Below are 26,464 nucleotides of genomic sequence, written 5' to 3'. Positions count from 1 at the left end.
GTCAGCTCTCCCATGAAACCTCACAGCGATTACGCCCATTACGCTTGGCACGATACAACGCCTGATCAGCCAGCAGTAACGACTCTTCAAGGGTACGTCCGGTCATGATGAGGCTCATGCCGATCGAAACGGTCAAGGTGCCCAGATCAGCGTGCTCGAAAACCGTCCTTGAAAAGGCTTCACGTAAACGCTCACAGCAGACTACCAGCTGCTGCGGATCGCTAAAGGGCAGCAGGAGGACGAACTCTTCTCCGCCGTAACGTGCCAGGACATCCTGCTCTCGCAAGCAGGCCTCGCCTACCTTGGCAAACGTTTTAAGCACCAGATCGCCTATTCCATGCCCAAACTGATCATTGATCTGCTTGAAAAAATCCATGTCGATCAATGCCAGCCCGTGCATCCGGCCATGCCCCAGCCGATGAAGCGCCTCACTGGCTATTTGCAGAAAATAACGGCGATTACGCAGCCCCGTCAGCTCGTCCGTAATCACCTGAGCTTCCAACTGACGCATCACATGGCGCAGGTTGTCCTGATGCCGCTCCAGATCGGCCCGCCGAACGTTGAGCTGGTAGCGGATACGGTGGTGGTAGCATGCAAATAGCACCATGGAAACCAGAACAATGGCTAATATGATGCTCTGGACAATCATCATTCTGACGGTCCGACTGTCCTGTGGCTCAAGGTTTATCCATAGGCACAACCCTACATAGGCACCGTAGGCCAGCAGCGCACAGCGTACAAACGCCGCCAGTCGTATCTGAAATATACCCAGCATCAATACGAGTACATAAGACACCAGAAAGGTACCGCGCAAATGCACGATATGGGTCAGGGAATACGTTAGAAACAGAATCGAGACAATGATATAGGGCTCAAGCGGCAAGGCCTTCAGATGCTTGCCACCGGCCCAGACAATCACCACCGTCATCACGGCGACTCCCGCCAGAAAGCCCAGCGTGTCGGCAAAAAAAGAGCTGATCGAAAATGAATAGAACCCCGCAGCCGTAGATAACAGCAGCGGAAGCAACGCCAGCACAACCACGGCTAGAGGCAATACCTGATGACCAATGACAAACGCATTGATGCTGCGCGTGACAGTAAGATCCCGCATGGTGACGACACCTGATCCATGGCATAGCAATTAGCCAGCAGTTTACCCTGTTTCTGTGACGTATTTCCTTATCAGCTGGTCGGCTTCGCTCAAGCGTCTCATAGCGCTATACTGCCCCGCCTTTGTCGTGTCGGCTACACCCTAGACGTGGTGTCTGGACTTCTTTTCTCAGTGTTGGAAGCCGGACCTGCGCGCCCGGACGCTGCTTTTCGTGATCAGACGACTTTCGCCTGCTTCCAAAACGACGCCACGGACGAGACACGAGAACCGCGCAGTACTGATAGCCTAATAAGGAGCGCGTACATGACCGTGATCAAGCAGGATGACCTGATCCAGAGCGTTGCTGATGCCCTGCAGTTCATCTCCTATTACCATCCCGTGGATTTCATCCAGGCTATGCATGAGGCCTACCTGCGTGAGGAATCCCCTGCCGCACGCGACTCCATGGCCCAGATCCTGATCAACTCGCGCATGTGTGCGACCGGCCACCGTCCGATCTGCCAGGACACGGGTATCGTGACCGTATTCGTCAAGGTTGGCATGGACGTGCGCTGGGACGGCGCCACAATGAGCCTGGACGACATGATCAACGAAGGCGTTCGCCGCGCCTATAACCTGCCGGAAAACGTCCTGCGTGCATCCATCCTGGCCGACCCGGCCGGCGCGCGCAAAAACACCAAGGACAACACCCCGGCCGTCATCCACTACAGCATCGTTCCTGGTGACAAGGTTGAGGTTGATGTTGCAGCCAAGGGCGGCGGCTCCGAAAATAAATCCAAGATGGCCATGCTCAACCCGTCCGACTCTATCGTCGACTGGGTTTTGAAAACTGTTCCGACCATGGGTGCAGGCTGGTGCCCGCCCGGCATGCTGGGTATCGGCATCGGTGGTACGGCCGAAAAGGCAGCGGTTCTGGCCAAGGAATCGCTCATGGAGGAAATCGATATCCATGAGCTGAAAGCCCGCGGCCCGCAGAACCGTATCGAAGAGCTGCGCCTGGAGTTGTTCGAAAAGGTCAACCAGCTGGGTATTGGCGCTCAGGGCCTGGGCGGCTTGACCACAGTCCTGGACGTCAAGATCAAGGACTATCCGACTCACGCGGCCTCGCTGCCGGTGTGCATGATTCCGAACTGTGCAGCGACACGCCATGCCCATTTCATTCTGGATGGCTCTGGCCCCGCTGCCCTGGAAGCTCCGCCGCTGGATGCCTATCCGGAAATTGTCTGGGAAGCCGGCCCTTCTGCACGTCGCGTCGACCTGGATACGGTAACCCCGGAAGAAGTATTGACCTGGAAACCAGGCGAGACCCTGTTGCTCAACGGCAAGATGCTGACCGGCCGCGATGCTGCGCATAAGCGCATGGTCGATATGTTGAACAAAGGCGAGACGCTCCCCGTAGACCTCAAGGGTCGCTTCATTTACTACGTTGGCCCGGTCGACCCGGTTGGCGACGAAGTCGTAGGTCCGGCAGGCCCCACCACGGCTACCCGCATGGACAAGTTCACCCGTCAGATTCTTGAGCAAACGGGTCTACTCGGCATGATCGGCAAATCCGAGCGCGGCCCGATCGCTATTGAAGCGATCAAGGACAACAAGGCGGTTTACCTCATGGCCGTAGGCGGTGCAGCGTATCTGGTGGCCCAGGCGATCAAGGCCTCCAAGACCCTGGCCTTCCCGGAACTAGGCATGGAAGCGATTTACGAGTTCGAGGTCAAGGACATGCCGGTTACCGTTGCGGTCGATAGCAATGGTGAGTCCGTGCATAACACCGGCCCGCAAATCTGGCAGAAGAAAATCGCTGAAAGTCTGGCGGTTGAGGTTTCCTAAACCTGTAGGATGGACAATAAAGCCCGGTACAGCCGGGCTTTATTGCATCTGCACCACTGACTCAAGGCTCAATACGTGTACCGAGCATATCCAGAAACTTGCGCAACCACTCCACATGAGCGGTCCACACCGGACCGGTTACCAGCTTGCCGCTGACATGAGCACCGTCCATGGGTAATTCAATATAGGTCCCACCGCCCCCTTTGACATCAGGCGCACACGCCGGATAGGCATTGCACTCAACGCCATCCCTGAGCACGCCGGCCGCTGCCAGGATCAGGGGACCATGACACAGTGCAGCAACGGGCTTGTCAGCCTTGAAAAATCCTCTTACCAGCTCAAGCACCTGTTCGTTGACGCGCAAATACTCGGGTGCCCGCCCTCCAGGAATGACCAGAGCGTCATAGTCGTCTACACGTACCTTGGCAAAGTCCCCATTGAGCGTAAAGCGATGGCCCGGCTTTTCACTGTAGGTCTGCTCACCTGTGAAGTCATGAATGGCGGTTTGCACAGTATCGCCGGGTGCCTTGCCTGGACAGACAGCATCCACTTGGTGTCCGGCAATCTGTAGCGCCTGGAAAGGCACCATCACTTCATAGTCTTCGATGAAGTCACCTACCAGCATGAGAATTTTCTTTGCCGCCATAGCAGTCTCCTTCCAAAGGTGGGTTCGACTGTTCTTCGAGCAGAGGGTCCACCCGCAGTTCCCTGGCAGACCCGGCGCCTGAAAGTTTCCTGTGCGCTATGTAGGCAGTTGCCTGGTCTTTTCTACCTTGGGCAACAAATGCCTGATCAACCATCGCCGGGTAGGTGCCACGGCCTGTTCCTGGAAAATCACACAGATGAAAATCACAAACAGCAGGAAGAGTCCGTAAACCTCGATGGCGTTCTCTACGTGACCGGCAGCCTCGATACACGCGCTCCAGTTGCTAAAGCACAGCGGGAAGTCACCCATAATCCATTTCTCGAGCGTCATGAACAGTCCTGACAACGGCACATGCAGTGCGAACATGGACAATGACGCCGCACCCAGCCGAGGCGACCAATGTTTGAGCCATTCGCTCTTGGGTTCCTGCGCCAATGCGCTGAGATAGACCAGTATCAATTGGGACGGCAGTAACAAACCGTTATGAAGCAAGAAGTACCAGAATTTAGGACCATGGGTAAACAGCGCGGTGGCCACTGCAAAACTCAATAGCAGATAGCCGGTCATCACCAGGCGGATGACCCGGCTTGGCTGCGCGCCTCGCTCACTTTGCTGACGGAAGAGGCCATACGCCACGATGCCAGCCAGAAACTCCGGCAGGCGCAGCAACGGGACTCGTTGCAGCAAACCGGTATACGGCATGCCGTAATCCTGGCTCCAGATCACCAGAACAGGAGGAATCAGGTAGCACAGGCCTATGATGGCAAGCACACCCCATTTGTTGCGCGCACGCATCAGGCGCGGCGCCGCATAGGGAAAGACCAGATAGAAAAAGAATAACGCCGAGATGGACCAGAGCGGCGCATTGAAGGTGAGGTAGTAGGGATTCCAGGCCTGCAGCATCGTCATCTGCAGCAGCCCATTGAACGCAAGCTCCAGATTGGTCATGTAGTGCTGGAACAGTTCCGGATTGGTTCGGGCCAGCACCTCGTTGGTGTCGTAAACCACGAACCGAACGCTGGCCTTGGCTCCATCAGGCGGTATGGCCATGAAGCCGATCCAGGTTACGACGACTATGGAAAACAGCAGCGCGAAAATATGGATCGGATACAGATTGGAAAATCGCTTAACCCAGAAACTCCTGGCAGGCTCTCGCATCTGGTTATCAGTGAGATAGACGTGCGCCAGCAGGAACCCGGAAAGTACAAAGAAGGTGCTGGTCGCAAAAAAACCCATACTGGTCAGTTCGTCCAGCAACGGAACGGTTTTGCGTTCGGGATAAAAATGAATGGTGTGGTAGATGACCACATAAAGACCCATCAGGAAGCGAAGCCATTCAAGCCCAATGAATCGTTGTTTTTCTATTTTGAGCATTACGCTCACTCCTTACTACAAGGCGCGTAGTGTATCGCCTTAAAAAAATGCAAGGCTTGCTTTACTCAAGACTTACGCTTGCTCAGAAGGGTCAGCACCAGACGGTCCAACGTGCCCCACAGACGTTCACGCAAGCGTTTCCACCAAGGACGGTTGCGCCAATCCTGTAGCGTGATTTCGCGGCTTTGCTGGAAGTCCATCAGAAAGCACTCGCTGACGGCCTGGCTCAGCGTCGGGTCAATGGCTTCCAGGTTAGCGTCAAGGTTGAACCGAAGATTCCAGTAATCGAAATTGCATGAGCCTACGCTGACCCAGTCATCGACCTGAACCATCTTGAGGTGGGAAAACCGCGGCTGATATTCATAGATCTTCACACCTGCCCGGAGCAAGCCCGGATAATAGCGCTGCCCGGCAAAACGGACGGGAGGATTATCCGTATGCCGGCCCGTCAGAATCAGCCTCACGTCGACGCCTCGCTGAGCGGCCTTGCGCAAGGCTCGCCTGACCCGCCAGGACGGTAGAAAATATGGCGTAGCAAACCAGATACGCTTCTTGGCAACAATCAGGGCTCGAACCAGGGACAGTACAATATCCCGATGCTGGCGAGCATCGGCATAGGCCACACGCCCAAGACCCGTAGTTGCCTGCGGCGGTCTGGGAACCAGGATACGACCACGGCTGGCCTCGGGCTTCCAAGCATACCGCTGATGGCAGGCTTGCCACTGGCGCTGGAACAGGCTCATCCAGTCGGACACCAACGGTCCGCGCATACGCACCATCACTTCATGCCACTGGCAAAGCTCCTCCCCCGGCGCCCAGAAATCATTGGTTGCCCCGCTTCCACCTACGAAGGCCTGCGACTCGTCCACAATCAGGAGCTTGCGATGGTCACGGTACAGGTTGCGCCAGCCACGCCAGAGACCTACCGGATTATAGATACGCACCTGACCGCCCGCTTCGCTCAACTGGGCCCGGTGCATATCGTCCATCTTGAGCGTACCAAAACCATCGAAAAGACAACGCACCTGTATTCCCCGATGCGCCGCCTCAATCAAGGCCTCCATCAGGGCAGTTGCACACGAGCCCTTTTCTACCAGATAGAGTTCGATGTCGATGCTATACCGGGCTTTGGATACGGCTTCCAGCATGGCAGGAAAAAAACACCCGCCATCAACCAGCAGCTCATATTCATTTTGTTCGCGCCATGGATACACCGCACCTGGCATGATGACGCTCCTGGAAAGCCCGCCACTCAGGTAGGGGTAGGCACTTGGCGAAGGGTTAACAGCACAGAAACGGGCACCTCAGGTGTAATCGAAGGGACGCTGGCAATTTCCTTGAGCTTGTCCAGCCCTTCCAACAGGCTGAAGTCAATCGCCTTGATCAACACCGGCTGCAAAGTACTGACCTGAACCAATGTTTCCCCGATTCGGGTAACCGAAACATCCGCTTTCAAGCGCTGCTTCTGGCCGTTGATTTCAAGCTCGAAGTCCAGCTTTTCCTGGCGAATGCTTCCTACCGGCATTTGCTCCCAGGTAGGCAGATCGATCTGACTGGTAATGACCGCTTCCGGATACTGATCTGCCTTGAACAGAGTTTCTCTCATCCGCTCGGTTTGTAGCGCCAGGGTGTTGTCCAGTGACTCGTATGGAAGCGCCAATCGAGCACTACCATGCTGATCGATCACGCCCGTTACGGTGGAAAAAAATTGAACGTCAGCCATGTTGCCGCGCTTCACGGTTACAAAGCTGACACGAGAATAGCTTGACTCAACCTGCCAATCCGCGAAGACAAAAGGACTGAAGGCCACTGTGAGGGCTAGGATAAATGCGCGCATGAGCTCTCCTGAGAGTTTGTCCGGCTCACCAGGACCTTGCCGCACAGTATTGACATGGGCCTCTTGCGAGCGCCTTCTATCCAAAAGACTGAGCAGCGATAGACCCGACCGGACCTGATCCAATCACGGTATGGCTTATACGGCACCCATCACAACGGCGAGTTCCCTGCCCACATGAGGAGTGTGAGCAAGGACACTTCTATAGCGAGTAGTCGGGACGACGACTGCTCCAGTCCACGCGATCAGGAAAATGCTGGGTCACATCGGAATTGAGCGGCTTGGAAACCAGAAAGCCCTGCATGATCTCGCAACCGTGCTCAAGCAACCACTCCCGCTGTTCCAGTGTTTCGACACCCTCTGCCACGACCTCAAGCCCCAGGTTACGTCCCAGCTCAAGAATAGTGCTGACGATCGCAGCATCGCGTGGCGAGTCGAGCATATTGGCAATGAACAACTGGTCGATCTTCAAGGTATCGAGTTCGAAGTGACGCAGGTAGGCCAGTGAAGAATACCCCGTACCAAAATCATCCACGGCTGTTCGAACACCAAGCGCGCGCAGTTGTGCCAGTTGAGCGCGGGTATAATCAATGTCATGCATCAGAGCCGTCTCGGTTACCTCAATCTCGAGCTGATCGGGTCGCAAACCATAACTGTCGATGATCTGCCGAAGGCTTTCAGCCAACTGCGGCATGCCGAACTGGACAGGACTCAAATTGATGCTCAGCAAAAGCCCGTTGCCGTAGACTTCGGACAGGCTTTGCAGCTTCATAGCGCCTTCGCGAAAGATCCAATCACCGATGCGATTGATCAGCCGAGTCTCTTCCAGCAGCGGGATAAAGACGTTCGGTGAAACCTTGCCCGCCACGTTGTGCTCCCACCGCAACAAGGCCTCAAAGCCGCGCAGCTTGCCGTTTTTCAGGTATACCTGAGGCTGATAAGCCAGCACGAAATCCTTGTTATCGATGGCGTTGCGGACGCTCTCCTCCAGCATGAGGCGGGAGCGTGCACGGCCATTCATCTCCGGTGAGAAGAAGCGGTATTGCTGGCGGCCACCTCGCTTGGCTTCATACATGGCGATATCGGCCGAGCGCAGCAATCCGTCGACACTATGACCACACTCGGGATAGCTCGCGATCCCAATGCTTGCGCCCAAGCTGACCTCTACACCGTCAACGGTATGCGTTTTGGTCATCAGCTCAAGCAGCTTTTCGGCGACCCGGGCGGCATCCTCGGGATGATCCAGGGTATCAAGCAATGCGGTGAATTCGTCACCGCCCATACGCGCCAGTACATCGTAAGGACGCATACAGGTTTTGAGCTGTTCGGCAATCATGCACAACACACGGTCGCCAGCCTCATGACCAAGCGAGTCGTTCACCTTCTTGAAGCCGTCCAGATCAATGTAGAGGACGGCCATACGCTTGCCGTTACGCCCCGTACGAGCCAGTGCTGCCTCCAGGGTCTGGTTGAAGCCCCGCCGGTTGAGCAAACCGGTCAAGGCATCGGTAACCGCCTGCGATTCCAGTTGATCCTGCAGCTCGCGCATCATGGACATGTCGAGTGCAATCATCACCATGGCGCGCTGCATCCGCGGCAGGGGCGCACAGGAAAGAGTCACCGGCAATATACCGCCTCGGGATGTGCACAGACTGGCATCATGCAGGCGATAGGTTTCACGTCTTTCGTAGTGCTCCATGAACGTCGAGTCGGCCCAGCTATCGCCTAAGTCAGGATTGCTCAGATGAGCCATGAACTCGGAGTTTACGAGATCGCTGATATGACGCTTGAGCATGCGGGCAATCGCCGCATTGGCAAATGTGATCAGACCATGCTCATTAACGACCAGAATGCCTTCTGCCGCATTGTCGAGCAGGGAGTCACTGAATGCCTTGGCAAGCTCCAGCTGCTGACTCAGCTGCAGGAGTTCGCGACGATTGCGCTCATGTTCGAGAAGGGAGCGCACCTTGTGCCGCAGGATGTTGGGATCAACCGGCTTGAGCAGATAATCCACCGCACCGGTAGCATAGCCTCGTAGAACAGCCTCGTAAGAGTGAGCCTCGGCAGAGACGAAGATGATCGGCGTAAAGCGGGTGCGCAAATTGCTGCGTATCATCCGAGCCACCTCAAAGCCATCCATGATGGGCATCTGCACATCCAGCAGTACGAGGTCAATAGGCTCGTCGAGCAAGTATCTCAAGGCACGCTCACCCGAGTTGGCGGTCAAAACACGCCAGTCCTCTATTTCAAGCAGTGCCTGCATGGCCATGAGGTTTTCTACCCGGTCATCGACAACGAGCAGTACAGGCCCCTGATTGGTATTAGGAACTGGACTTTCCGTGTCGCCTCCTTTCAGTTCGTACTGCACTGAATACAACTCCTCCCTTCGAGCACTCGGCAAGGCCCTACTGCATGCCAGTAATAGAACCGAGGTTTGGCGATAAGGTTATTATCCAGAACAACAAAAATACAGCGCCATTTTCTTGACCAAACCGTGACGCTACCAGATTCCGCTGAACGGTAGCATCACGGAGGGGTGCATTTACTGGGTCACTGCACCAGGCAACGGCCTTAGATTGACCTCGACACGACGGTTCTGGGCACGGCCATCAGCGGTCGCATTAGTCGCGACCGGTTGATCCGGCCCGGCACCGCGTGTACTGACGCGTGAAGCATCGACACCCTGAGCGACGAGGTAGTTCGCTACACTCTGGGCACGTCGATTGGACAGATCCATGTTATGAGCACGGCTACCTGTACTATCGGTATAGCCCACAATTTCGACACTGTTCTGATCGAACTGCTTAAAGGATGTCGCCAGATCGTTTAACGGCTTGTAGAAATTACCGGCGATATCGGCCGAATCCGTTGCAAACGTGATGTTGCCCGGCATGATCAGCTTGATGTCATCACCCTGGCGCTGTACTTCTACGCCAGTGTTCTGCATCTGGCGACGCAGCTCGGCTTCCTGACGATCAGCATAGTAACCATAGCCCGCTGCCGCCGCGCCTACCGCCGCCGCGCCAATTAAAGCGCCCTTGCCACGATGGTTATGATCGATGGCTGCGCCGGCGACAGCACCTGCCAATGCGCCCAGGCCGCCATAGGTCGCGGTACGGGATCCGCCACTACCGCCCTGGTTTTCGTAAGGATTACTGGATGCACACCCTGCAAGTAGCGCACCGGCCAGTGCCAGAATCAAAGGACGCTTCATAGACGCCATGAACTTCTCCAACTTCTAACGGACCTGTGAAAACTGCTCTTTTCACAGAAAGACTAGCCATGAGCAGTCATGCTTTCGCATGAAAGTCCTAATGAACCCATGGCGAAAGAGCGGTTTACCGGTATCAGGACGAATAATCAATTCGCTTCAGCGAAACGGCTGAACGACCGCACAAGACTAGTCGATAAACGTGCCCCTCTCTGGACGAAACCGCTAAACGGTAGTGTACGACCAGATGCCAACACACCTTCTTAAACAATCAGCGTATCTGCATCAGACATTAGGTAGCTAAACAACATTGTATATCGTTTCATTTCGATATAAGGTTCGTCTTATCCCGATAAACCGATATGCGAACATTATGGATATCGATGATCTGATCAAGGCGATAGCCAACCCCGTCCGACGAGAGATTCTGGCCTGGCTGCGCGAACCGGAAAAACACTTCATCCAACAGGACCACCCGTTGGAGATTGGCGTGTGCGCAGGCCTTATCGATCAGAAAACGGGACTTTCCCAATCCACAGTCTCGGCTCATCTGGCCACGCTTCAGCGTGCCGGCCTCGTTACAACCCGGCGTGTTGGCCAATGGGTCTTCTACAAACGTAACGAAGCAGTGATCAATGCCTTCGTCGAGCAGCTGGGCCGAGAGCTCTGATTTTTCCGCCTTAACATAGAGAGATGCGATGCCCGCTTCATTATTAGTGCTGGCGCTTAGCGCCTTTGCCATCGGCACCACCGAGTTTGTGATCATGGGGCTTTTGCCCAATGTAGCCAACGACCTTCATGTCAGCATCCCATCTGCCGGCTGGCTCGTCAGCGGGTATGCATTGGGTGTTGCAATCGGTGCGCCCTTCATGGCCATGGTGACGGCTAACTGGCCACGCAAGATGGCCCTGCTCGTTCTGATGGGTATCTTTATCATTGGCAATGTGCTCTGCGCCTTAGCCGGAGACTACAACATCCTGATGCTGGCTCGCGTCATCACGGCGCTCTGCCACGGTGCCTTCTTTGGTATCGGCTCGGTGGTAGCGGCCAGCCTGGTCCCAGCGAACCGCCGGGCCTCTGCCGTCGCTCTCATGTTCACAGGCCTTACGCTGGCGAACGTTCTTGGCGTACCGCTGGGCACAGCACTAGGACAGGCAACCGGTTGGCGTTCAACCTTTGCGGCCGTCTCCCTCATTGGTGTCCTTGCGCTGGCAGGTCTCTGGTTCGCTCTGCCCAGCAAGGCGCCACAGGAAAAAACCGACCTGCGCCGTGAAATGGCGGCGCTGAAGGGGGCCGGTTTCTGGCTGTCCCTCTCGATGACAGTGATGTTCTCTGCCTCGATGTTTGCCCTCTTCACCTACATCACACCGCTGCTTACTGATGTAACAGGTCTGTCAGAGTACGGTGTAACCAGCACGCTGCTATTGATCGGTGTAGGCCTTACCTTCGGCAACATCCTGGGTGGACGCCTTGCAGACTGGCGTCTGTCCACAACGCTCATAGGTATTTTCATCGCGATGGCCGTCGTGTCATCCCTTTTGGCCTGGACCAGTCATAGCATGGTCGCTGCCGAGATCACCCTGTTCCTATGGGCAGCCTGCGCCTTTGCAGCGGTTCCCGCACTTCAAATCAACGTGGTCACCTTTGGCAAGGACGCACCCAACCTCGTTTCTACCTTGAACATTGGCGCTTTCAACGTTGGCAACGCGCTGGGCGCCTGGGTAGGAGGAAGCGTTATCGCCCATGGACTGGGCCTGACCAGCGTTCCGCTGGCTGCCGGGGGACTGGCCCTGATTGCCTTGATTCTGACCCTACTGACCTTTAGCCATGCCCGGAAAAGCGGCTTGGCTGTCAGCCAATGATTCACCTACGGAGTCGTTACCATGCCCAACCTGTTTGATCCGATCAAAATCGGCGCACTGGAATTGCCGAACCGCTTCGTCATGGCACCGCTGACTCGTTGTCGCGCAGATGATAATCGCGTCCCTACCGACCTTATGGCCGAGTACTACGCGCAGCGTGCGTCGGCTGGTCTGATTTTAAGCGAGGCCACCTCCGTCGACCCAATGGGCGTGGGTTATCCAAATACCCCGGGCATCTGGTCCGACGAACAAGTGGAGGGCTGGAAAAAGATCACTTCAGCCGTGCACAAGTCAGGCGGGCGCATCATGCTGCAACTCTGGCACGTAGGTCGTATTTCCGCACCGCTTTACCTCCAGGGCGAAAAGCCGGTGGCTCCAAGCGCCATCGCCGCCAAAGGTCATGTGAGCCTGGTCCGTCCCAAGCAGGAATACGTCATCCCGCGCGCCTTGGAAACCGATGAGATTGCCAGTATCGTCGAGGCTTACCGCAAGGGTGCCGAGAACGCCAGAAAAGCGGGTTTCGATGGCGTAGAAGTTCACGGGGCCAATGGTTATCTGCTGGACCAGTTCCTGCAAACCAGCACCAACCAGCGTAGCGATCAATATGGTGGCTCCATTGAAAACCGGGCTCGCCTGATGCTTGAAGTGACCGATGCCTGTATCGATGTCTGGGGCGCCGATCGTGTAGGCGTTCACCTTTCGCCTCGGTGTGACTTGCATGACATGGGCGACGAAAATCCGGCCGAGACCTTCGGTTATCTGGCCCGTGAGCTGGGCAAGCGCGGCATTGCCTTTATCTGCGCCCGTGAGGCTGAAGCTGATGACAGCCTTAGTCCACAACTTAAGGACGCTTTTGGCGGCGTTTTTATCGCCAATGAACGCTTCACCCATGACAGCGCCAATGCCTGGTTGGAAAGTGGAACCGCCGACGCTGTGGCGTTTGGTGTTCCGTTTATAGCCAACCCTGACCTGCCGGAGCGCTTTGCCCGTCAGGCCATGTTGAACGAGCCTCACCCGGAAACCTTTTACGTGCCTGGCCCTGTAGGTTATATCGACTACCCCCGGCTGTAATAAAAAAAGCCCCGCTCTGGCGGGGCTTTTCATGTCTGAAGAATGTCAGCGGCGAGTGTTAATCTGCTGCTGAAGGTTCTGCAGCTGGGTCTGAATCGTACTGATATTGCGCACGGTCTGGGCCCTGAACGCATCGAACGAAGCGGAATCCGGTCCACTGTTGTTACTACGTGAGTCCAGCTCACTGCGCAGTACAAGAAGATCCTGCTGCAGGTTTTCGATAGCGCCAGAAGGGTCGCCCCGTTTCTTGAGCGCAGCGATATCTGCCTGCAAACTCTTGTTTTGCGCCGTGAGCGAATCGATCTGATCACTGAAGCGTTTCAAATCCCCTTGCGCCGCTTTCAGGCCAGCCTGCTCATCAGCCAACGCCGCTACGCGGCCATTCAGATCCGAGGCGTTGCCCTGCTGCGTCTTGAAGTCAGCGGCCAGCTGGTCGATTCGCTTGTCCAGGGCACTTTGCGCATCCACTGCCGCCTGTTGCTGGCGGGCTACGTCTGCTACCTTGGTCTCGATATTTTTCAGCCGCAACAACAAAGACTCTCGACTGGACGTCCCACTTGATTCGCTGGCAACCAGCTTGCCCGAGATATCCTGAAGCCGACCGGCAGCCTCTTCACTGATTCGTGCAAAGTTCTCCTGGGTCGCGACGACCTGCTCCTGCATGAGCTGAATTTGCTGATGACTCCACCAACCCAGCCCCGCCAACGCAATGATCATGGCCGCAATCAATGCCCATAGAGGACCTGTGCTCGGAACGCGAGCCGGTTTGGCTCCACGCGAAGCCCGTAATGGCTCTTGGGGATTAGCCGCGACATGGGCCTCGACTTCCCGCCCCTGTTCCACAGGCGCATGGCGATGATGCCGACCGTGGCTGGCACGCCCAAAGTCTTCGCTAAGGTCCTTGTCAGGCGTCAGGCTGGGTACATTGTCGAGTTCATCAAATGAATCGTTTCGCATGGCGGACCTTCATTGGTGAAAAAAGCATAAGCCGACAGGCACAGGGCTTGCTCTCAAAAAGTTAGTATACAAATGCCATCACAGCGCTGGCAGTCTGGCGTTATCGCCTTGCGGAGCGGTTTTCAATATATTCATCCAAAGCTTTCCAGACCGTGGTCTGGGGTTGAAAACCCAGGATATCGCGGGCCCGATTGATATCCAGTGTAAAATTGCGATCCATCAGGTGCAGAGGATCGGGTTCACGTTCTTTTCTGGCGGATTTGATTGCAGCAAGCATATCTTGCAGCAGAACCTTTGGCTGAATGCGAGCCGTGGCCTGCCCCAGAACCGGAAGCTTCAGACGGCGCATCAGATAATTCACTACGTCCCATACCGGCTGAGATTGCCCCTCGCTCAAGTTGAAAGCCTTGTTCCGCGCGTCTGGGTGCTCGGTCATAAGTGCAACACCCAAGGCTGTGCAAAGGCTGTTCATGCTGGTGAAGTCCCAGCGATTGAGACCGTTACCCAATTGCCGCAAACGTTTTTGACGGTTGAGCTGAACAAGCTTTGGCGCCCAAGCGTTATCAGGCAGCCCAATAATCTGCGCAGGGCGCAACACAATGACGTCCAACCCGAACTCTGCTGCTGTAAAAACCAGGCGCTCGATCTGCAAGCGCCGCTGCGCCTCGGCTGTCCGCGGCTTGGCAGGTACGGCATCCTCCTTGAGCGCCTCCCCTCCCGCTTCGTAAACATGGCTGGAAGATAGATAGACCAGGCGCGAGACCCGCATATGCAGGCAGGCCTCGATAAAGGAAAAACTGGCGTCCATGGCCTGCGCCGAAAGATCGCCTACGCCATCGGTACAATGTGCAACGGCATCGATGTCATCACACAGGCGCCGCGCCTGCTCCGTGTCGGTCAGGGTCCCCGGGATATATTCAGCGCCCTGCTTTACCAACGCATCGAGCATAGCTCCCGGCTGACCGTGAATACGCACCAAATGCTTGTCCGCCAATAGATCCAGGGCGAGGCGTGCACCAATGTAGTCACTCGCGCCCGTCACCAGAATTCGCATCAGATCTCCCCGTCAAGTCGCTACCAGCCAACAGGCTGCCTGGCTCTCCAGATGTCGAGTCAAGGCCGTCAGCAAATCACCACCGTTACGCCAGGAATGCCAGTACAGCGGCACATCGATCACCTGCCCCGGCACCAGATCAATTAATTCGCCTCGCTCGCGCTCCGCCTGGGTTTGCAGCTCAGGGAGCAACCCCCAGCCAAGCCCGTTGGCGACCATTTTCACGAAGCCCTCCGAAGAAGGACATAGATGATGATCGAAATGACCAGTAAAGCCCAGCCGTGCCAGGAAATGATGCTGAAGCTGATCATCCGGCCCATAGACGACTGCAGGCACCTGAGCGAGGCGCTCAGCCGTTACGCCCTCGGACAGGTAATGTGCATGAAAGGCGGGACTGGCGACTGCCCGGTAACGCATGGCGCCCAGCAGTACCGCCCGGGCACCGGCGACCGGACGCGCACTGGCACAGACGCAGGCAGCTACCTCCCCGGCCTGCATACGCTTGAGTCCCACCTCCTGATCCTCGACAACCAGATCCAGCAAGATTCCTTGCCTGGTACAGAAGGGGCCGACACTGGCCGCCCACCAGGTAGCCAGACTGTCGGCATTGATGGCGACCCGCAAACGCTCCACCGTCCTGGCTTCATCAAGCCCCGGCACCTGACTATGGAGGTCGCGTTCAAGCAATCGCACCTGCTGAACATGGTTTAGAAGCCTTTGCCCTACATCAGTAGAGGTGGGTGGTGATGTACGCACAATGACAGGCTGTCCAATGCGGGCTTCCAGCAGCTTGATTCGCTGTGAGACCGCAGACTGGGACAATCCCAGTACATGTGCCGCGCGCTCAAAACCGCCCTGCTCTACGACAGCGGCGAGCGCAGCCAAAAGTTTATAATCAAACATCAGTTTTCCTAATGACTGATCAGCACTATTTGTTTTTCTTATACAGGCTTTCTCTTCAGACTGGCCATCCCTTTCTGGAGAACACTGATGTCTCACGCCATTCATGATCTTTCGCTTCTGCTGAGCCAAATGCAGCCTGTGCTCAATCCAGGCCAATACGTGTTTTGTTCGTTGCATGAACAGACGTTGCCTCAGGACGTAATCCCCCTGGCAACCTTCAGGGAGCAGGAAGGCCTGACCGTTGTCCTGACCAGGCAAGATGCTGACTGCCTGGCGCTCTCCTATACCTACGTAGCTGCCTGGATCACCCTGAACGTTCACTCTGCCCTAGAGGCTGTTGGTCTGACTGCCGCGTTTTCGAGCGCTTTGGCACAACAGGGCATCAGCTGCAATGTAGTCGCCGGTTTTTACCATGATCATCTCTTCGTTGCAGAGGCGGACCAAGCACGCGCCATGGCTGCCCTACTCACGCTGGCGGGCCAATAAGATGTGGCAGAGCTATCTGACAGGACTCATGACCATGGGCGGTCTGATCATAGCCATCGGTGCGCAGAACACATTCATCCTTGCCCAAGGATTGCGCAGGGAACATCACCTGCCTGTGGCTGCGCTTTGTCTGTTCTTCGATATCAGCCTGGTAACCATTGGCGTGTTTGGCCTGGCCACCTTACTTGCCGGGAATGCCTGGCTGATGGGCGTCTTCAAATGGGCTGGTATTATCTTTTTGCTCTATTACAGCATCTGTGCCTACAGACGAGCACTTACGTCACAGTCACTGCATAGCGCAGCGGCGGCACCCCGCTCATTGGGCAAGACGCTGGGCATTGCGCTAGCCGTTACGCTACTCAATCCCCATGTCTATCTGGATACCGTTCTGGTTCTCGGAGCGTTAGGTAACCAGCAGCCGGCACCACTGGCTTTTACGGTCGGTGCAGGCTGCGCATCTGCTCTCTGGTTCTTCACATTGGCAATCGGCTCGGCGCAGCTGGCACCCTACCTGACCCGACCGCGCGTATGGCGCATGATCGATATGGCGATTGGAACCGTCATGCTGATCACGGCCATACAGCTCATCCTTTACAAGCCATAAGACCTTCTGTCGGGTTTGTTACATGGCGAGCTAACGAAGCGAGTGCTATGATCCCCCGCCGCGGTATTGAGCCTAATGCCTTACCGCAGGTTAGACCGGCGCCTGATCGGTCGACCATTGCCGTGCAATGCCCTGACGAAACATTATGGAGAGATAACCATGGCTTTCGAATTGCCGCCGCTGCCCTATGAGAAGAACGCCCTCGAGCCGCATATTTCCGCCGAGACGCTGGAGTTCCATCACGGCAAGCACCACCAGACCTATGTCACCGCACTGAACAACCTGGTGCCCGGCACTGAGTACGAAGGCAAAAGCCTGGAAGACATCATCAAGACGTCCTCTGGCGCGATCTTCAACAACGCTGCCCAGGTATGGAACCATACGTTCTACTGGAACTGCATGACGCCTAACGGTGGCGGCCAGCCTACGGGCGCTCTGGCAGATGCCATCGCAACGGCATTTGGTTCCTTTGACAAATTCAAGGAAGAGCTGACCAAGACGGCCATCGGCACATTTGGTTCCGGCTGGGCCTGGTTGGTCAAGAAGGCGGATGGTTCCCTGGCGCTGGCCAGCACCATCGGTGCTGGCAACCCCATCACTTCGGGTGATAAGCCCTTGCTGACCATCGACGTGTGGGAACATGCCTACTACATCGATTATCGCAACCTGCGTCCAAAGTACCTCGAGTCCTTCTGGAACACGGTGAACTGGGACTTCGTAGCGAAAAACTTCGCTGCCTGATCCTGGTATCTCTCGACAAAACCCGGCTTTTCGCCGGGTTTTGTTTTTAAGTCATGCCTACTTTTGCGAAGTGACAGCTAGACTCGGTTATTACACATTTCATCCTGTAGTAGACATAGGATGGCAAAGCCATCCATGGAAAGGAGCACGGAGTGAAACTGAGCATTCGGCATAGCCTGTCGTTGAAGCTGCTGCTTGTAGCATTACCAACGGCCTTGCTCGTCGGACTGCTGTTGGGCATCGTACAGATTGCCTATGAGGCCAGACAGGTACGTGATCAGATCCAGACGGACGCACGCCAGACGCTGTCCATGTTCAGGGACCCTGCCACCCAGGCCATGTATCGCCTGGATGACACCATGGCCGAACATGTTACCCGTGGCTTGTTCAAGCATCCCTCTATTCGTGAGGCTTACATTGGCGCTCCCGGCGAGCAGCCCTTGTCAGAGCACGCTCGCCCACTGCTCAGCGGCTCGACACGCCTGCTTACTGATAGGCTCTTTGGCAAAGAGCAGCGCTTCAACATCCGTCTTACAGGCGAGCCACCGATTGAGGAGTATTATGGCGACTTGCGCATCGCTGTGGACACAGCCCCTTACGGGCAGAAATTTTTAAAGAACTCAGCCTTTATCCTCGTCTCGTTACTGGTTCGCGTCCTGATTCTGGTGCTGGCGCTTTATCTGGTCTATCACTGGGTTCTGACGCGCCCCCTTTCCCGACTGCTCAACCATCTGGCATCGATCGAACCCGGCCTGCCAGGCCATAAGCCTCTTCCTCTCCTCAAAGGACATGAGCAGAACGAGCTAGGCCGCTGGATAACGACTGCCAACCAGCTACTTGCCTCGATCGAGCGAAACACTGCGCTTCGTGAAGAGGCCATCAGCAACCTTCAACGGATCAGTCAGCATGACCTGCTGACGGGCCTTTCCAATCGACAAGCCCTTCATGGTCAGCTTGAATGGATCCTTTCCGAGGCGGATCGACAAAACCTGAGCGTAGCCGTGCTGTGCCTGGGCCTTGATGATTTCAAAAGCATTAACGAGCAATACGGCTATCAGGTGGGTGACAGGCTTCTGCTCAAACTGGTAACCCGACTGCGGGCGGGCTGCCCGGGAGTAGACGGTTTTGGACGGCTTGGGGGGGATCGCTTTGCGCTCATCAAGCTGATCAAGCAACCCGACGAAGCCGCTGAGTTGGCCCATGCTGTTATGGATGCGCTCGATTCGCCCTTCAGTGTCGAACAGTATCAAGCCCACCTGAGCGCTTCGATCGGCATCGCGCTATACCCGGAGGATGGCCAGACCGCCGACCAGTTGATGCAGCGCGCCGAGCAGACGATGGCCCTGGTAAAAACCCAGGGTTATAGCGGCTACAAGTTCTACGTGGCCAGTGTGGATCAGGACATCCGCTTCAGGCGCGGTTTGGCAAAGGACCTTCGTGAAGCCCTGAGACGCCAGGAGCTTTATCTGGTCTACCAACCTCAGATTGACTATGCGAGCCAAGGGATCAGTGGAGTGGAAGCCCTATTGCGCTGGAATCATCCTGTCCACGGATTCATTCCACCCGATGTATTCATTCCCCTGGCCGAGCGCACTGGCAGCATCGTAGCTCTCGGAGAATGGGTGCTTGAGCAGGCCTGCAGTCAACTGCATACCTGGTACGCAAGCGGTTATACCTCCCTGCGCATGGCCCTCAATCTGTCAGCTGTGCAGCTACAACAGGAAAATCTGCCTGCGTTTATACAATCGCTCCTGTTACGCCACGGGATTCCGCCCAAGCGGCTGGAGCTTGAGGTTACTGAAACGGCACTGATGGAAGATGTGGACACTGCCGTGCAAACGCTGCGTCGTCTCAGGGAAGTCGGCGCGCTGATAGCACTGGATGATTTCGGCACCGGTTATAGCTCTCTGGCTTATCTGAAGCGACTGCCTCTGGACAAAATCAAGATCGACAAGAGTTTCGTACAGGATCTGAGCGACGAAAAAGACGACGCTCCCCTGGTACGCGCCATCATCCAACTGGGCAAAAGCCTCAACAAAGAGCTTATCGCCGAAGGTGTGGAAACCGACCTGCAGGAGGCCTACATTGTGGAGCAAGGCTGTGACGAGGGTCAGGGTTACTTCTACAGCAGGCCAATTCCCGCCGATCAGATCCCCGCGTTTATCGAGGCGCGTACTCAAGGCCTGCCCATTTCACGGGTTATGCCAGTAAAGCACTGACCCCTGGCGAAAAGGGTTTTCAAAAATGAAAATCTTTCGCATTATTATCCGGCTTTTCTCCTGACTCATGTAATGAGCACCCTATTTTAGAAAAGGATTCCGGAATGACCCGTATGCATTGGGCGAGCGTAAGCCTCCTCGCTATCGCCATTTCCCTGGCAGGCTGTGGTGACGACAAGAAAGAACAGGCACCCGCCAATCAAGCAGCAGCCCCTGCAGTCACCTCAGCGACAACGTCACAGGCGGCGAAACCGGATGAAGCCGCGGCCAAGGCCGTGATCAAGAATTACGCTGACATTGCCGAGGCTGTGTTCAGCGACGCCTTTACAGCGGGTCAGAATCTGCAGAAAGCCGTCGATGCCTTCCTGGCCTCCCCTTCCGACGCCACACTAAAAGCGGCGCGAGAAGCCTGGATGGCAGCGCGCACACCCTATTCCCAGTCCGAAGCCTTCCGCTTTGGCAACCCTGTTGTGGATGACTGGGAAGGTCAGCTCAACGCATGGCCTCTGGATGAAGGCCTGATCGACTATGTTGCATCCGATTATCAACATGCGACCGGTAACCCGGCTGCTACTGCCAACATCATTGCCAACGAAGAGATTCAGATTGGTGAAGACAAGGTTGACGTCAAGGACATTACTGGTGAAAAGCTGGCCAGTCTGAATGAGCTGGCCGGCTCGGAAGCCAACGTGGCGACGGGTTACCATGCAATCGAGTTTCTGCTGTGGGGTCAGGACCTTAACGGGACAGGCCCCGGTGCAGGCAACCGCCCCGCAACGGATTATCTTGCAGGGGATGGCTGCACGGGTGGTCACTGCGATCGCCGTCGCGCGTACCTGAAAGCGGTAACTGATCTCCTGGTTAGCGACCTTGAGTACATGGCTGGTCAGTGGAAGCCGGGCGTACCTGATAACTACCGCGCGACGCTAGAACAGGAAAGTGCAGACTCCGGTATTCGCAAGATGCTGTTCGGCATGGGCAGTCTGTCGCTGGGAGAACTGGCCGGCGAGCGTATGAAGGTATCTCTGGAAGCCAACTCGACTGAAGACGAGCATGACTGCTTCAGCGACGATACCCATCACACCCTTTATTACGATGCACTGGGCATTCGCAATGTTTATCTAGGCCAGTACAAGCGTATCGACGGTACAGAAGTGAAAGGCCCAAGCCTTTCCGAACTGGTTGCCAAGGCTGACCCGCAAGCCGATGCCACGCTCAAGGCTGATCTCGACGATACCCAGGCCAAGATGCAGGCCATTGTTGATCGTGCCGAGAAGGACGGGGTTCATTACGACCAGATGATCGCTCCGGATAACACCGCCGACCAGCAAAAGATCCGTGACGCCATTCAGGCCCTGGTCAAGCAGACCGGAGCCATTGAACAGGCCGCGGCCAAGCTGGGCATCCAAGACCTGAAGCCCGATAACGCCGATCACGAATTCTGATCCGCCCCAAGGGCACGGCGTTTTTACGAAGCCACGGCAGGCCCTACCTGCCGTGGCTTCGATACGTTCAGGTCGATTATTTAACGGTACCGTTTGGCTCTGATGATACTAGCTCCCTTTCGTTTGGCCCCCCTGGCGCTTCTCGTCTCGTTCCTCAGTGCCTGTGATGACTCACCGCACTTTACCCACGCAGAACCGGGCGAGGCCTTGTCAGCGGGTACAACCAGCGTCAATGACCAGAGCGCCAATGCCTTTTCGTTTCCCTCCAACAACCTGACGCCCGTCCAGCGTCTGGATTTCAGCGTAGGTAACAGTTTTTTCCGCAACCCCTGGGTCATCGCGCCCTCCTCCACAACAGCGCGAGATGGTCTGGGGCCGTTGTTCAATATCAACGCCTGTCAGAGCTGCCACCTGAGCGACGGTCGTGGTCATCCCCCGGGCCCGCAAGCAACCAACGCCTTTACCATGTTGGTCAGACTATCCATACCCGGCGGACCGCAGGATCAGGAGACCCTGAAAAGACTGGGCGTTGTACCCGAACCCACCTATGGCGGACAGCTACAGGACAATGCCATTCCTGGCGTTCCGCCAGAGGGCAAGGTCAGGTTCGATTACGCGGACGTACCGGTCACATTCAAGGATGGCACCGTCATCACCCTGCGAAAGCCTACGCTGCGCATAGAAAGTCTCGGGTACGGTCCGTTTCATCCACAAGCCCAGTTCTCCGCACGTGTAGCGCCACCCATGATTGGTTTGGGTCTTCTGGAAGCCATATCGGAAAGTGACATCCTCAAGAATGCTGACCCCAATGATGACAACAGGGATGGTATCTCCGGGCGTGCCAACTGGGTCTGGAGCTTTGCTGAGCAGAAGACCATGCTGGGCCGCTTCGGCTGGAAGGCAGGCCAGCCCACACTGGACCAACAGAACGCTACGGCGTTTTCAGGCGACATGGGTCTGACGACCAGCCTGATCCCCAATGACGATTGCACAGAGGCTCAGACAGCCTGCAAGCAGGCACCCAATGGGGGTGATCCGGAAGTCAGCGACAATATTCGCCGCATGGTGCTCTTTTATACGCGCAACCTTGCGGTTCCCGTCAGACGTGGAGTCGACAAGCCTTCCGTGCTGCAAGGCAAGACTCTATTTTACGCATCGGGATGTCCTGCCTGTCACATACCCACCTTTCAGACGGCTGCCAACGCTGCGGTCCCTGAACTGGCCAATCAGACCATTCACCCCTACAGCGATCTTTTATTGCATGACATGGGCGAAGGACTCGCCGACAATCGCTCCGAATTTCTGGCCAGTGGCCGTGAGTGGCGTACTCCACCCTTGTGGGGAATAGGCCTGACACAAAAGGTCAGTGGTCATACACAATTTTTACATGATGGTCGTGCTCGCAACCTGCTTGAAGCCATTCTCTGGCATGGCGGAGAAGCCGAGGCGGCCAAGCAAAACGTATTGGGGCTCAACGCCGAAGAGCGTACAGCCCTGCTTGAATTCCTGAATTCGCTATAAGGAGCGTTGTATGTTCCGCCCTCGGCTTTTGCTAACCGGGCTTGCCCTGGCACTCGGTGCCTGCTCGCCACAGAATCAACAGGCCCAGACCAGCGCCGCCTTGGCCGAGCAGGTCCTACTACCAGCGTACGCTCGCTGGGTGGAAACCGATCGGGCATTGGCGAGCAGCGCTGTAGCCTTCTGCTCCGGCAAGGAAGAGCTTGGCAAGGCTCGTGAAGCCTTTTTCAACGCACAAAAGGCCTGGGCCGAACTGCAACCATTATTAATCGGCCCGCTGGCCGAAAATAATACGGCTTGGCAAGTGCAGTTCTACCCCGACAAGAAAAACCTGGTCGCCCGCCAGGTGGAACAGCTGCTCAAGAGTAATCCTCAGGTTGATAAGGCCACCTTGGACAAAGCCAGCGTTGTCGTCCAGGGTCTGACGGCGTATGAATACATTCTGTTCGACAGCAATATCGAACTGGCTAATGCAGAACAGAGGGCACGCTACTGTCCGCTTCTGACAGCCATTGCCGAGCACCAGCAGGAACTGGCACAGCGTATCCTTACCCGCTGGAAGGAAACGGATGGCATGCTGGCGCAGCTCTCCAAGTTTCCGAATCAACGCTATGCCGATGCTCAGGAAGCTATTGCCGACCTTTTGCGGGTACAGGTCACAGCGCTAGACAGCCTGAAGAAAAAGCTGGGCGTTCCGCTGGGTAGACAAAGCAAAGGTATTCCACAGCCGTACCAGGCTGAAGCCTGGCGTAGCGAATCGTCGCTTCTCAGTATTGCCGCGAGCCTTGCTGGCGCCCAGGCGCTGTGGAATGGCGTAGACGGTAAAGGATTACGTGCCTTGTTGCCCAAGGAGCAAACACCCTTGGCTGATAAAATCGATACCGCTTATGCCGAGAGCAGCAAACAGCTGGCAGAGCTGCAACAACAGCCGCTGAAGTCCTGGCTCAGTAACGAGGCGGGCTTCGCCAAACTGAACGCCTTTTATGACAGCCTCAATACCGTACATCGTCTGCATGAAGGCGAGCTGGCTAAGGCCCTTGGCATCCAGTTAGGGTTCAACGCCAACGATGGTGATTGAGTAACGACATTGGGTATCTGTCATGTCCACTCTCTTGAGTAGTCTGTTCCATAACCTGCAACGCCTGGGTCGCTGGACGTTTACGTCAGGGTCCCAGGAACCCTTGCTGCTTTCTGCCCGGGACGATGTAGATGGCCGCCACTTTGCTGTGGGCTATCGCCTCACCGGTAAGGCTGTTTTCGTCACCGAGGTTGCGCAACGATGCCATGCCATCGTCACGCACCCCAGCGAGCCCTTTGCTGTCTTCGTGGCTCGCCGCCCAGGTACGCAGAGCTATGTAATCGACCTGCGCGATGGAAAACTTGTCCAGACGCTCGACTCGCCTGCAAATCGTCATTTCTATGGGCACGGGGTTTTCCACCCAGAAGGCACGTGGTTCTACGCTACCGAGAACGACACGACGGACCCTGGCCGTGGCCTGCTAAGTGCCTATCGCTTCAGTGATGGAGCCCTGATTCGCTCCCATGAGCTAAGCACCCATGGTCTGGGCCCCCATGAAGTAGCCTGGATGCCGGATGGAGAGACGTTTGTTGTTGCCAACGGGGGAATTCGCACCGAGGCTGAAAGCCGGGTAGAAATGAACCTGGATGCCATGGAACCCAGCCTGGTCTTGATGAGCCGCTCAGGTGAGCTCCTTTCCAAGGAGACGTTGGACCTGCAGATGAACAGCGTTCGCCACCTGGCCATTGCAAAGGACGGCACCATTCTGGCCTGTCAGCAATATATGGGCGCAGCCACCGACGCAGCCGCCATGCTCGGAATCAAGCGTCCCAGAGAAGCCTTCAAAGCCTTTCCGGTGGCAGAGACGCAGCGTCAATCCATGGTCCAATACACGGCAAGCGTAGCAGTACATGACGAATTGAGGCTGGTCGCCCTGACAGCCCCTCGAGGCAATCGTTTTTTTATCTGGGATCTGGACAGTGGCATGCTGCGGCTGGACGCACCTCTACCAGATTGTGCAGGCGTAGGCGCAGTGGAAAGCGGGTTTGTCGTGACTTCAGGTCAGGGCCGCTGCCGCCATTATGACTGCAGACAGATACAGATCGTGATGAAGCCACTCGAACTGCCTTCCGGTCTGTGGGATAACCATTTGCTGTTGCATTGATGGGTACCGGGTACCCATCAAGCCTTTTACTCAGGAAGCAACCCGAAAAACGTGTTTCAGGTAATAAACAAAATCCTGATCTTCACTTTGGGTCTTGCCAGGCACATCAGAGATCTTGGCGACGGGCTGACCATTGCAGGATGTCATTTTGAGCACAATATTCATTGGCGCAACGCCCGGCAAATCACACGTGAAGTTGGTGCCAATACCAAAGCTCACCTTGATTCGGCCCTTTAAGGCGCGGTAAAGATTTAGCGCCTTTTCCAGGTTCAACGAGTCGGAGAACACTAAGGTCTTGTTCATCGGGTCGATGCCCAGGCTTTCGTAATGCCTGATCGCTTTTTCGGCCCATGTCAGTGGATCACCAGAGTCATGGCGCAGGCCATCGAACAGCTTCGCAAAATACAGATCGAAATCGCGAAGGAAGGCATCCATGGTCACGGTGTCGGTCAGGGCAATACCCAGAAGTCCACGATATTCACGCACCCAGCAGTCCAGTGCAGCGATCTGACTGTCGATCAGTCTTGGCCCTAGTTGCTGGTGCGCCATGAACCACTCATGCGCCATGGTACCCAGGGGGGTTACGCCCAGGCTAAGGGCCAGATGCACATTGCTGGTCCCTACGAAACGCCCGGGAAAATCATCTCGCAGCGCCTTGACCACCATCTCCTGAACCGGAAACGAGAAGCGTCTGCGCGTCCCGAAGTCCGCCATTTTGAAATCGGCCAACTCGGCCGGACTGGCTTCCTGCTTCAGCCACTCAAATTTGCGATAGAGCTGCTCACGGGCTTGCTCCAAGGTCTGTTCAGGGTAGCGATTGCGGTTGCGCACCTCGCTTATCAGCGCAAGGATCGGCACTTCAAAAAGGATCAGATGCAGCCACGGGCCTTGCAGGCGCAGGCTGAACGCACCGTTCTCAACACCAATATGCACATAGCGCGGATTGAAGCGGAACAGGCGAAGAAAGCGGATAAAGTCGGGCTTGATGAAAGGGATACGCTCGAGGAACGCTAACTGCTCATCACTGATACTGATATCGGCAAGCCGTTCGATCTCGGCGCGAATTTCGGCCTCGTAAGGTCGAAGATCTTCATTGTTTCGGCATTTAAATGCCCACTCGACTTCCGCATTGGGATAGTTATGCAGGACAGCCTGCATCATAGTGAGCTTATAAAAGTCCGTATCCAGAAGGCTTTGAACGCTGCACCGGGAAAAAATACCATCAGCCATAGGTTTCGCTCGAGGTAATCAAATCAAACATCCACAGCATGCCCGAGCTCTGAATGAATAAAAACCCTTTTCCCGTACTTCGCAGCGTTAAATATCAATAAGCGCTTGCCGCGCGCTGGGTCATCCCATACAAGAACAGCATGAGGTTTTCATCGGACGGAACCGCTTTAACCATTCGTGCGTTGGCC

23 protein-coding genes are annotated in these 26,464 nt (G+C 55.9%); 12 read left to right on the top strand and 11 right to left on the bottom strand.

Features of this window, described 5'->3' with window-relative positions; all coding sequences use genetic code 11:
* Position 1 precedes the first annotated feature (1 nt).
* On the bottom strand, positions 2–1,111 hold the full coding sequence (locus EAW52_RS07510; RefSeq protein WP_122041970.1) for a GGDEF domain-containing protein: 1,110 nt from the start codon (positions 1,109–1,111) through the stop codon (positions 2–4).
* Positions 1,112–1,414: 303 nt separating this feature from the next.
* Here EAW52_RS07510 and EAW52_RS07505 point away from each other — a divergent pair, with 303 nt between their 5' ends.
* On the top strand, positions 1,415–2,938 hold the full coding sequence (locus EAW52_RS07505) for a fumarate hydratase (RefSeq protein ID WP_122041969.1): 1,524 nt from the start codon (positions 1,415–1,417) through the stop codon (positions 2,936–2,938).
* A gap of 61 nt (positions 2,939–2,999) precedes the next feature.
* Here the strand turns inward: EAW52_RS07505 and EAW52_RS07500 are convergent, their stop codons facing one another.
* The 6 genes from EAW52_RS07500 to EAW52_RS07475 form a co-directional block, all read right to left on the bottom strand.
* Positions 3,000–3,584 (bottom strand): DJ-1/PfpI family protein, encoded by a 585-nt coding sequence (locus EAW52_RS07500; RefSeq protein ID WP_122041968.1) that lies wholly within the window; start codon positions 3,582–3,584, stop codon positions 3,000–3,002.
* Positions 3,585–3,680: 96 nt separating this feature from the next.
* Complete coding sequence (locus EAW52_RS07495) at positions 3,681–4,958, bottom strand: acyltransferase (protein ID WP_122041967.1); 1,278 nt, start codon at positions 4,956–4,958, stop codon at positions 3,681–3,683.
* Positions 4,959–5,023: 65 nt separating this feature from the next.
* Positions 5,024–6,184 (bottom strand): phosphatidylserine/phosphatidylglycerophosphate/cardiolipin synthase family protein, encoded by a 1,161-nt coding sequence (locus EAW52_RS07490; protein ID WP_122041966.1) that lies wholly within the window; start codon positions 6,182–6,184, stop codon positions 5,024–5,026.
* A gap of 26 nt (positions 6,185–6,210) precedes the next feature.
* Positions 6,211–6,795, bottom strand: a complete 585-nt coding sequence (locus EAW52_RS07485) for a YceI family protein (protein WP_122041965.1) — start codon at positions 6,793–6,795, stop codon at positions 6,211–6,213.
* A gap of 199 nt (positions 6,796–6,994) precedes the next feature.
* Positions 6,995–9,148, bottom strand: coding sequence for a bifunctional diguanylate cyclase/phosphodiesterase (locus EAW52_RS07480; protein ID WP_122044745.1), 2,154 nt, complete (start codon positions 9,146–9,148; stop codon positions 6,995–6,997).
* A 186-nt stretch (positions 9,149–9,334) separates the two neighbouring features.
* On the bottom strand, positions 9,335–10,015 hold the full coding sequence (locus EAW52_RS07475; protein WP_122041964.1) for an OmpA family protein: 681 nt from the start codon (positions 10,013–10,015) through the stop codon (positions 9,335–9,337).
* 361 nt (positions 10,016–10,376) lie between these two features.
* Between EAW52_RS07475 and EAW52_RS07470 the strand changes: the two genes are divergently transcribed.
* Genes EAW52_RS07470 through EAW52_RS07460 form a run of 3 tightly spaced genes read left to right on the top strand, consistent with a single transcriptional unit; the run spans position 10,377 to position 12,936 of the window.
* A complete protein-coding gene (locus EAW52_RS07470; RefSeq protein WP_019366736.1) occupies positions 10,377–10,673 on the top strand; it encodes a helix-turn-helix transcriptional regulator in 297 nt (98 codons plus the stop codon).
* 28 nt (positions 10,674–10,701) lie between these two features.
* Entirely contained in the window at positions 10,702–11,865 is a 1,164-nt protein-coding gene (locus tag EAW52_RS07465) for an MFS transporter (protein ID WP_122041963.1), read from the top strand.
* Between the two features lie 21 nt (positions 11,866–11,886).
* Positions 11,887–12,936: an alkene reductase gene (locus EAW52_RS07460; RefSeq protein ID WP_122041962.1), complete on the top strand. Its 1,050-nt coding sequence runs from the start codon at positions 11,887–11,889 to the stop codon at positions 12,934–12,936.
* Between the two features lie 45 nt (positions 12,937–12,981).
* Here the strand turns inward: EAW52_RS07460 and EAW52_RS07455 are convergent, their stop codons facing one another.
* The 3 genes from EAW52_RS07455 to EAW52_RS07445 form a co-directional block, all read right to left on the bottom strand.
* Entirely contained in the window at positions 12,982–13,893 is a 912-nt protein-coding gene (locus tag EAW52_RS07455; protein WP_122041961.1) for an ATPase, read from the bottom strand.
* 100 nt (positions 13,894–13,993) lie between these two features.
* Positions 13,994–14,947, bottom strand: coding sequence for an NAD(P)-dependent oxidoreductase (locus tag EAW52_RS07450; RefSeq protein WP_122041960.1), 954 nt, complete (start codon positions 14,945–14,947; stop codon positions 13,994–13,996).
* Positions 14,948–14,959: 12 nt separating this feature from the next.
* On the bottom strand, positions 14,960–15,850 hold the full coding sequence (locus EAW52_RS07445) for a LysR family transcriptional regulator ArgP (RefSeq protein WP_122041959.1): 891 nt from the start codon (positions 15,848–15,850) through the stop codon (positions 14,960–14,962).
* 87 nt (positions 15,851–15,937) lie between these two features.
* Here EAW52_RS07445 and EAW52_RS07440 point away from each other — a divergent pair, with 87 nt between their 5' ends.
* The 8 genes from EAW52_RS07440 to EAW52_RS07405 all read left to right on the top strand — a co-directional run bounded on the left by EAW52_RS07440 (position 15,938) and on the right by EAW52_RS07405 (position 25,046).
* Entirely contained in the window at positions 15,938–16,336 is a 399-nt protein-coding gene (locus EAW52_RS07440; protein ID WP_122041958.1) for an ACT domain-containing protein, read from the top strand.
* A gap of 1 nt (position 16,337) precedes the next feature.
* Complete coding sequence (locus EAW52_RS07435) at positions 16,338–16,940, top strand: LysE/ArgO family amino acid transporter (RefSeq protein ID WP_122041957.1); 603 nt, start codon at positions 16,338–16,340, stop codon at positions 16,938–16,940.
* 159 nt (positions 16,941–17,099) lie between these two features.
* Positions 17,100–17,681 carry a superoxide dismutase gene (locus tag EAW52_RS07430; protein ID WP_010795280.1) on the top strand — a complete coding sequence of 194 codons (582 nt, stop codon included), beginning with the start codon at positions 17,100–17,102 and terminating at the stop codon, positions 17,679–17,681.
* A gap of 152 nt (positions 17,682–17,833) precedes the next feature.
* Positions 17,834–19,900 (top strand): bifunctional diguanylate cyclase/phosphodiesterase, encoded by a 2,067-nt coding sequence (locus EAW52_RS07425; protein ID WP_122041956.1) that lies wholly within the window; start codon positions 17,834–17,836, stop codon positions 19,898–19,900.
* A 104-nt stretch (positions 19,901–20,004) separates the two neighbouring features.
* The gene (locus tag EAW52_RS07420) at positions 20,005–21,345 is read left to right on the top strand and encodes an imelysin family protein (protein ID WP_122041955.1); all 1,341 of its coding nucleotides are present in this window, start codon (positions 20,005–20,007) and stop codon (positions 21,343–21,345) included.
* Positions 21,346–21,447: 102 nt separating this feature from the next.
* Positions 21,448–22,866 carry a di-heme oxidoredictase family protein gene (locus EAW52_RS07415; protein ID WP_122041954.1) on the top strand — a complete coding sequence of 473 codons (1,419 nt, stop codon included), beginning with the start codon at positions 21,448–21,450 and terminating at the stop codon, positions 22,864–22,866.
* Between the two features lie 10 nt (positions 22,867–22,876).
* On the top strand, positions 22,877–23,941 hold the full coding sequence (locus tag EAW52_RS07410) for an imelysin family protein (protein WP_122041953.1): 1,065 nt from the start codon (positions 22,877–22,879) through the stop codon (positions 23,939–23,941).
* Between the two features lie 22 nt (positions 23,942–23,963).
* A complete protein-coding gene (locus EAW52_RS07405; protein ID WP_122041952.1) occupies positions 23,964–25,046 on the top strand; it encodes a DUF1513 domain-containing protein in 1,083 nt (360 codons plus the stop codon).
* Positions 25,047–25,076: 30 nt separating this feature from the next.
* Here the strand turns inward: EAW52_RS07405 and pncB are convergent, their stop codons facing one another.
* On the bottom strand, positions 25,077–26,276 hold the full coding sequence (gene pncB / locus EAW52_RS07400; RefSeq protein WP_122041951.1) for a nicotinate phosphoribosyltransferase: 1,200 nt from the start codon (positions 26,274–26,276) through the stop codon (positions 25,077–25,079).
* Positions 26,277–26,464 lie beyond the last annotated feature (188 nt).

Source organism: Pseudomonas sp. LTJR-52, from assembly GCF_003691465.1.
GTDB lineage: Bacteria > Pseudomonadota > Gammaproteobacteria > Pseudomonadales > Pseudomonadaceae > Chryseomonas > Chryseomonas luteola.
This window is presented reverse-complemented; position numbering and strand designations above follow the sequence as displayed.

Excerpts from the sequence above, each read along its gene's own strand:
- EAW52_RS07510 (WP_122041970.1), bottom strand. The coding sequence starts at position 1,111 with ATGCGGGATCTTACTGTCACGCGCAGCATCAATGCGTTTGTCATTGGT.
- EAW52_RS07505 (WP_122041969.1), top strand. The coding sequence starts at position 1,415 with ATGACCGTGATCAAGCAGGATGACCTGATCCAGAGCGTTGCTGATGCC.
- EAW52_RS07500 (WP_122041968.1), bottom strand. The coding sequence starts at position 3,584 with ATGGCGGCAAAGAAAATTCTCATGCTGGTAGGTGACTTCATCGAAGAC.
- EAW52_RS07495 (WP_122041967.1), bottom strand. The coding sequence starts at position 4,958 with ATGCTCAAAATAGAAAAACAACGATTCATTGGGCTTGAATGGCTTCGC.
- EAW52_RS07490 (WP_122041966.1), bottom strand. The coding sequence starts at position 6,184 with ATGCCAGGTGCGGTGTATCCATGGCGCGAACAAAATGAATATGAGCTG.
- EAW52_RS07485 (WP_122041965.1), bottom strand. The coding sequence starts at position 6,795 with ATGCGCGCATTTATCCTAGCCCTCACAGTGGCCTTCAGTCCTTTTGTC.
- EAW52_RS07475 (WP_122041964.1), bottom strand. The coding sequence starts at position 10,015 with ATGGCGTCTATGAAGCGTCCTTTGATTCTGGCACTGGCCGGTGCGCTA.
- EAW52_RS07470 (WP_019366736.1), top strand. The coding sequence starts at position 10,377 with ATGGATATCGATGATCTGATCAAGGCGATAGCCAACCCCGTCCGACGA.
- EAW52_RS07465 (WP_122041963.1), top strand. The coding sequence starts at position 10,702 with ATGCCCGCTTCATTATTAGTGCTGGCGCTTAGCGCCTTTGCCATCGGC.
- EAW52_RS07460 (WP_122041962.1), top strand. The coding sequence starts at position 11,887 with ATGCCCAACCTGTTTGATCCGATCAAAATCGGCGCACTGGAATTGCCG.
- EAW52_RS07455 (WP_122041961.1), bottom strand. The coding sequence starts at position 13,893 with ATGCGAAACGATTCATTTGATGAACTCGACAATGTACCCAGCCTGACG.
- EAW52_RS07450 (WP_122041960.1), bottom strand. The coding sequence starts at position 14,947 with ATGCGAATTCTGGTGACGGGCGCGAGTGACTACATTGGTGCACGCCTC.
- EAW52_RS07445 (WP_122041959.1), bottom strand. The coding sequence starts at position 15,850 with ATGTTTGATTATAAACTTTTGGCTGCGCTCGCCGCTGTCGTAGAGCAG.
- EAW52_RS07440 (WP_122041958.1), top strand. The coding sequence starts at position 15,938 with ATGTCTCACGCCATTCATGATCTTTCGCTTCTGCTGAGCCAAATGCAG.
- EAW52_RS07435 (WP_122041957.1), top strand. The coding sequence starts at position 16,338 with ATGTGGCAGAGCTATCTGACAGGACTCATGACCATGGGCGGTCTGATC.
- EAW52_RS07430 (WP_010795280.1), top strand. The coding sequence starts at position 17,100 with ATGGCTTTCGAATTGCCGCCGCTGCCCTATGAGAAGAACGCCCTCGAG.
- EAW52_RS07420 (WP_122041955.1), top strand. The coding sequence starts at position 20,005 with ATGACCCGTATGCATTGGGCGAGCGTAAGCCTCCTCGCTATCGCCATT.
- EAW52_RS07415 (WP_122041954.1), top strand. The coding sequence starts at position 21,448 with ATGATACTAGCTCCCTTTCGTTTGGCCCCCCTGGCGCTTCTCGTCTCG.
- EAW52_RS07410 (WP_122041953.1), top strand. The coding sequence starts at position 22,877 with ATGTTCCGCCCTCGGCTTTTGCTAACCGGGCTTGCCCTGGCACTCGGT.
- EAW52_RS07405 (WP_122041952.1), top strand. The coding sequence starts at position 23,964 with ATGTCCACTCTCTTGAGTAGTCTGTTCCATAACCTGCAACGCCTGGGT.
- pncB (WP_122041951.1), bottom strand. The coding sequence starts at position 26,276 with ATGGCTGATGGTATTTTTTCCCGGTGCAGCGTTCAAAGCCTTCTGGAT.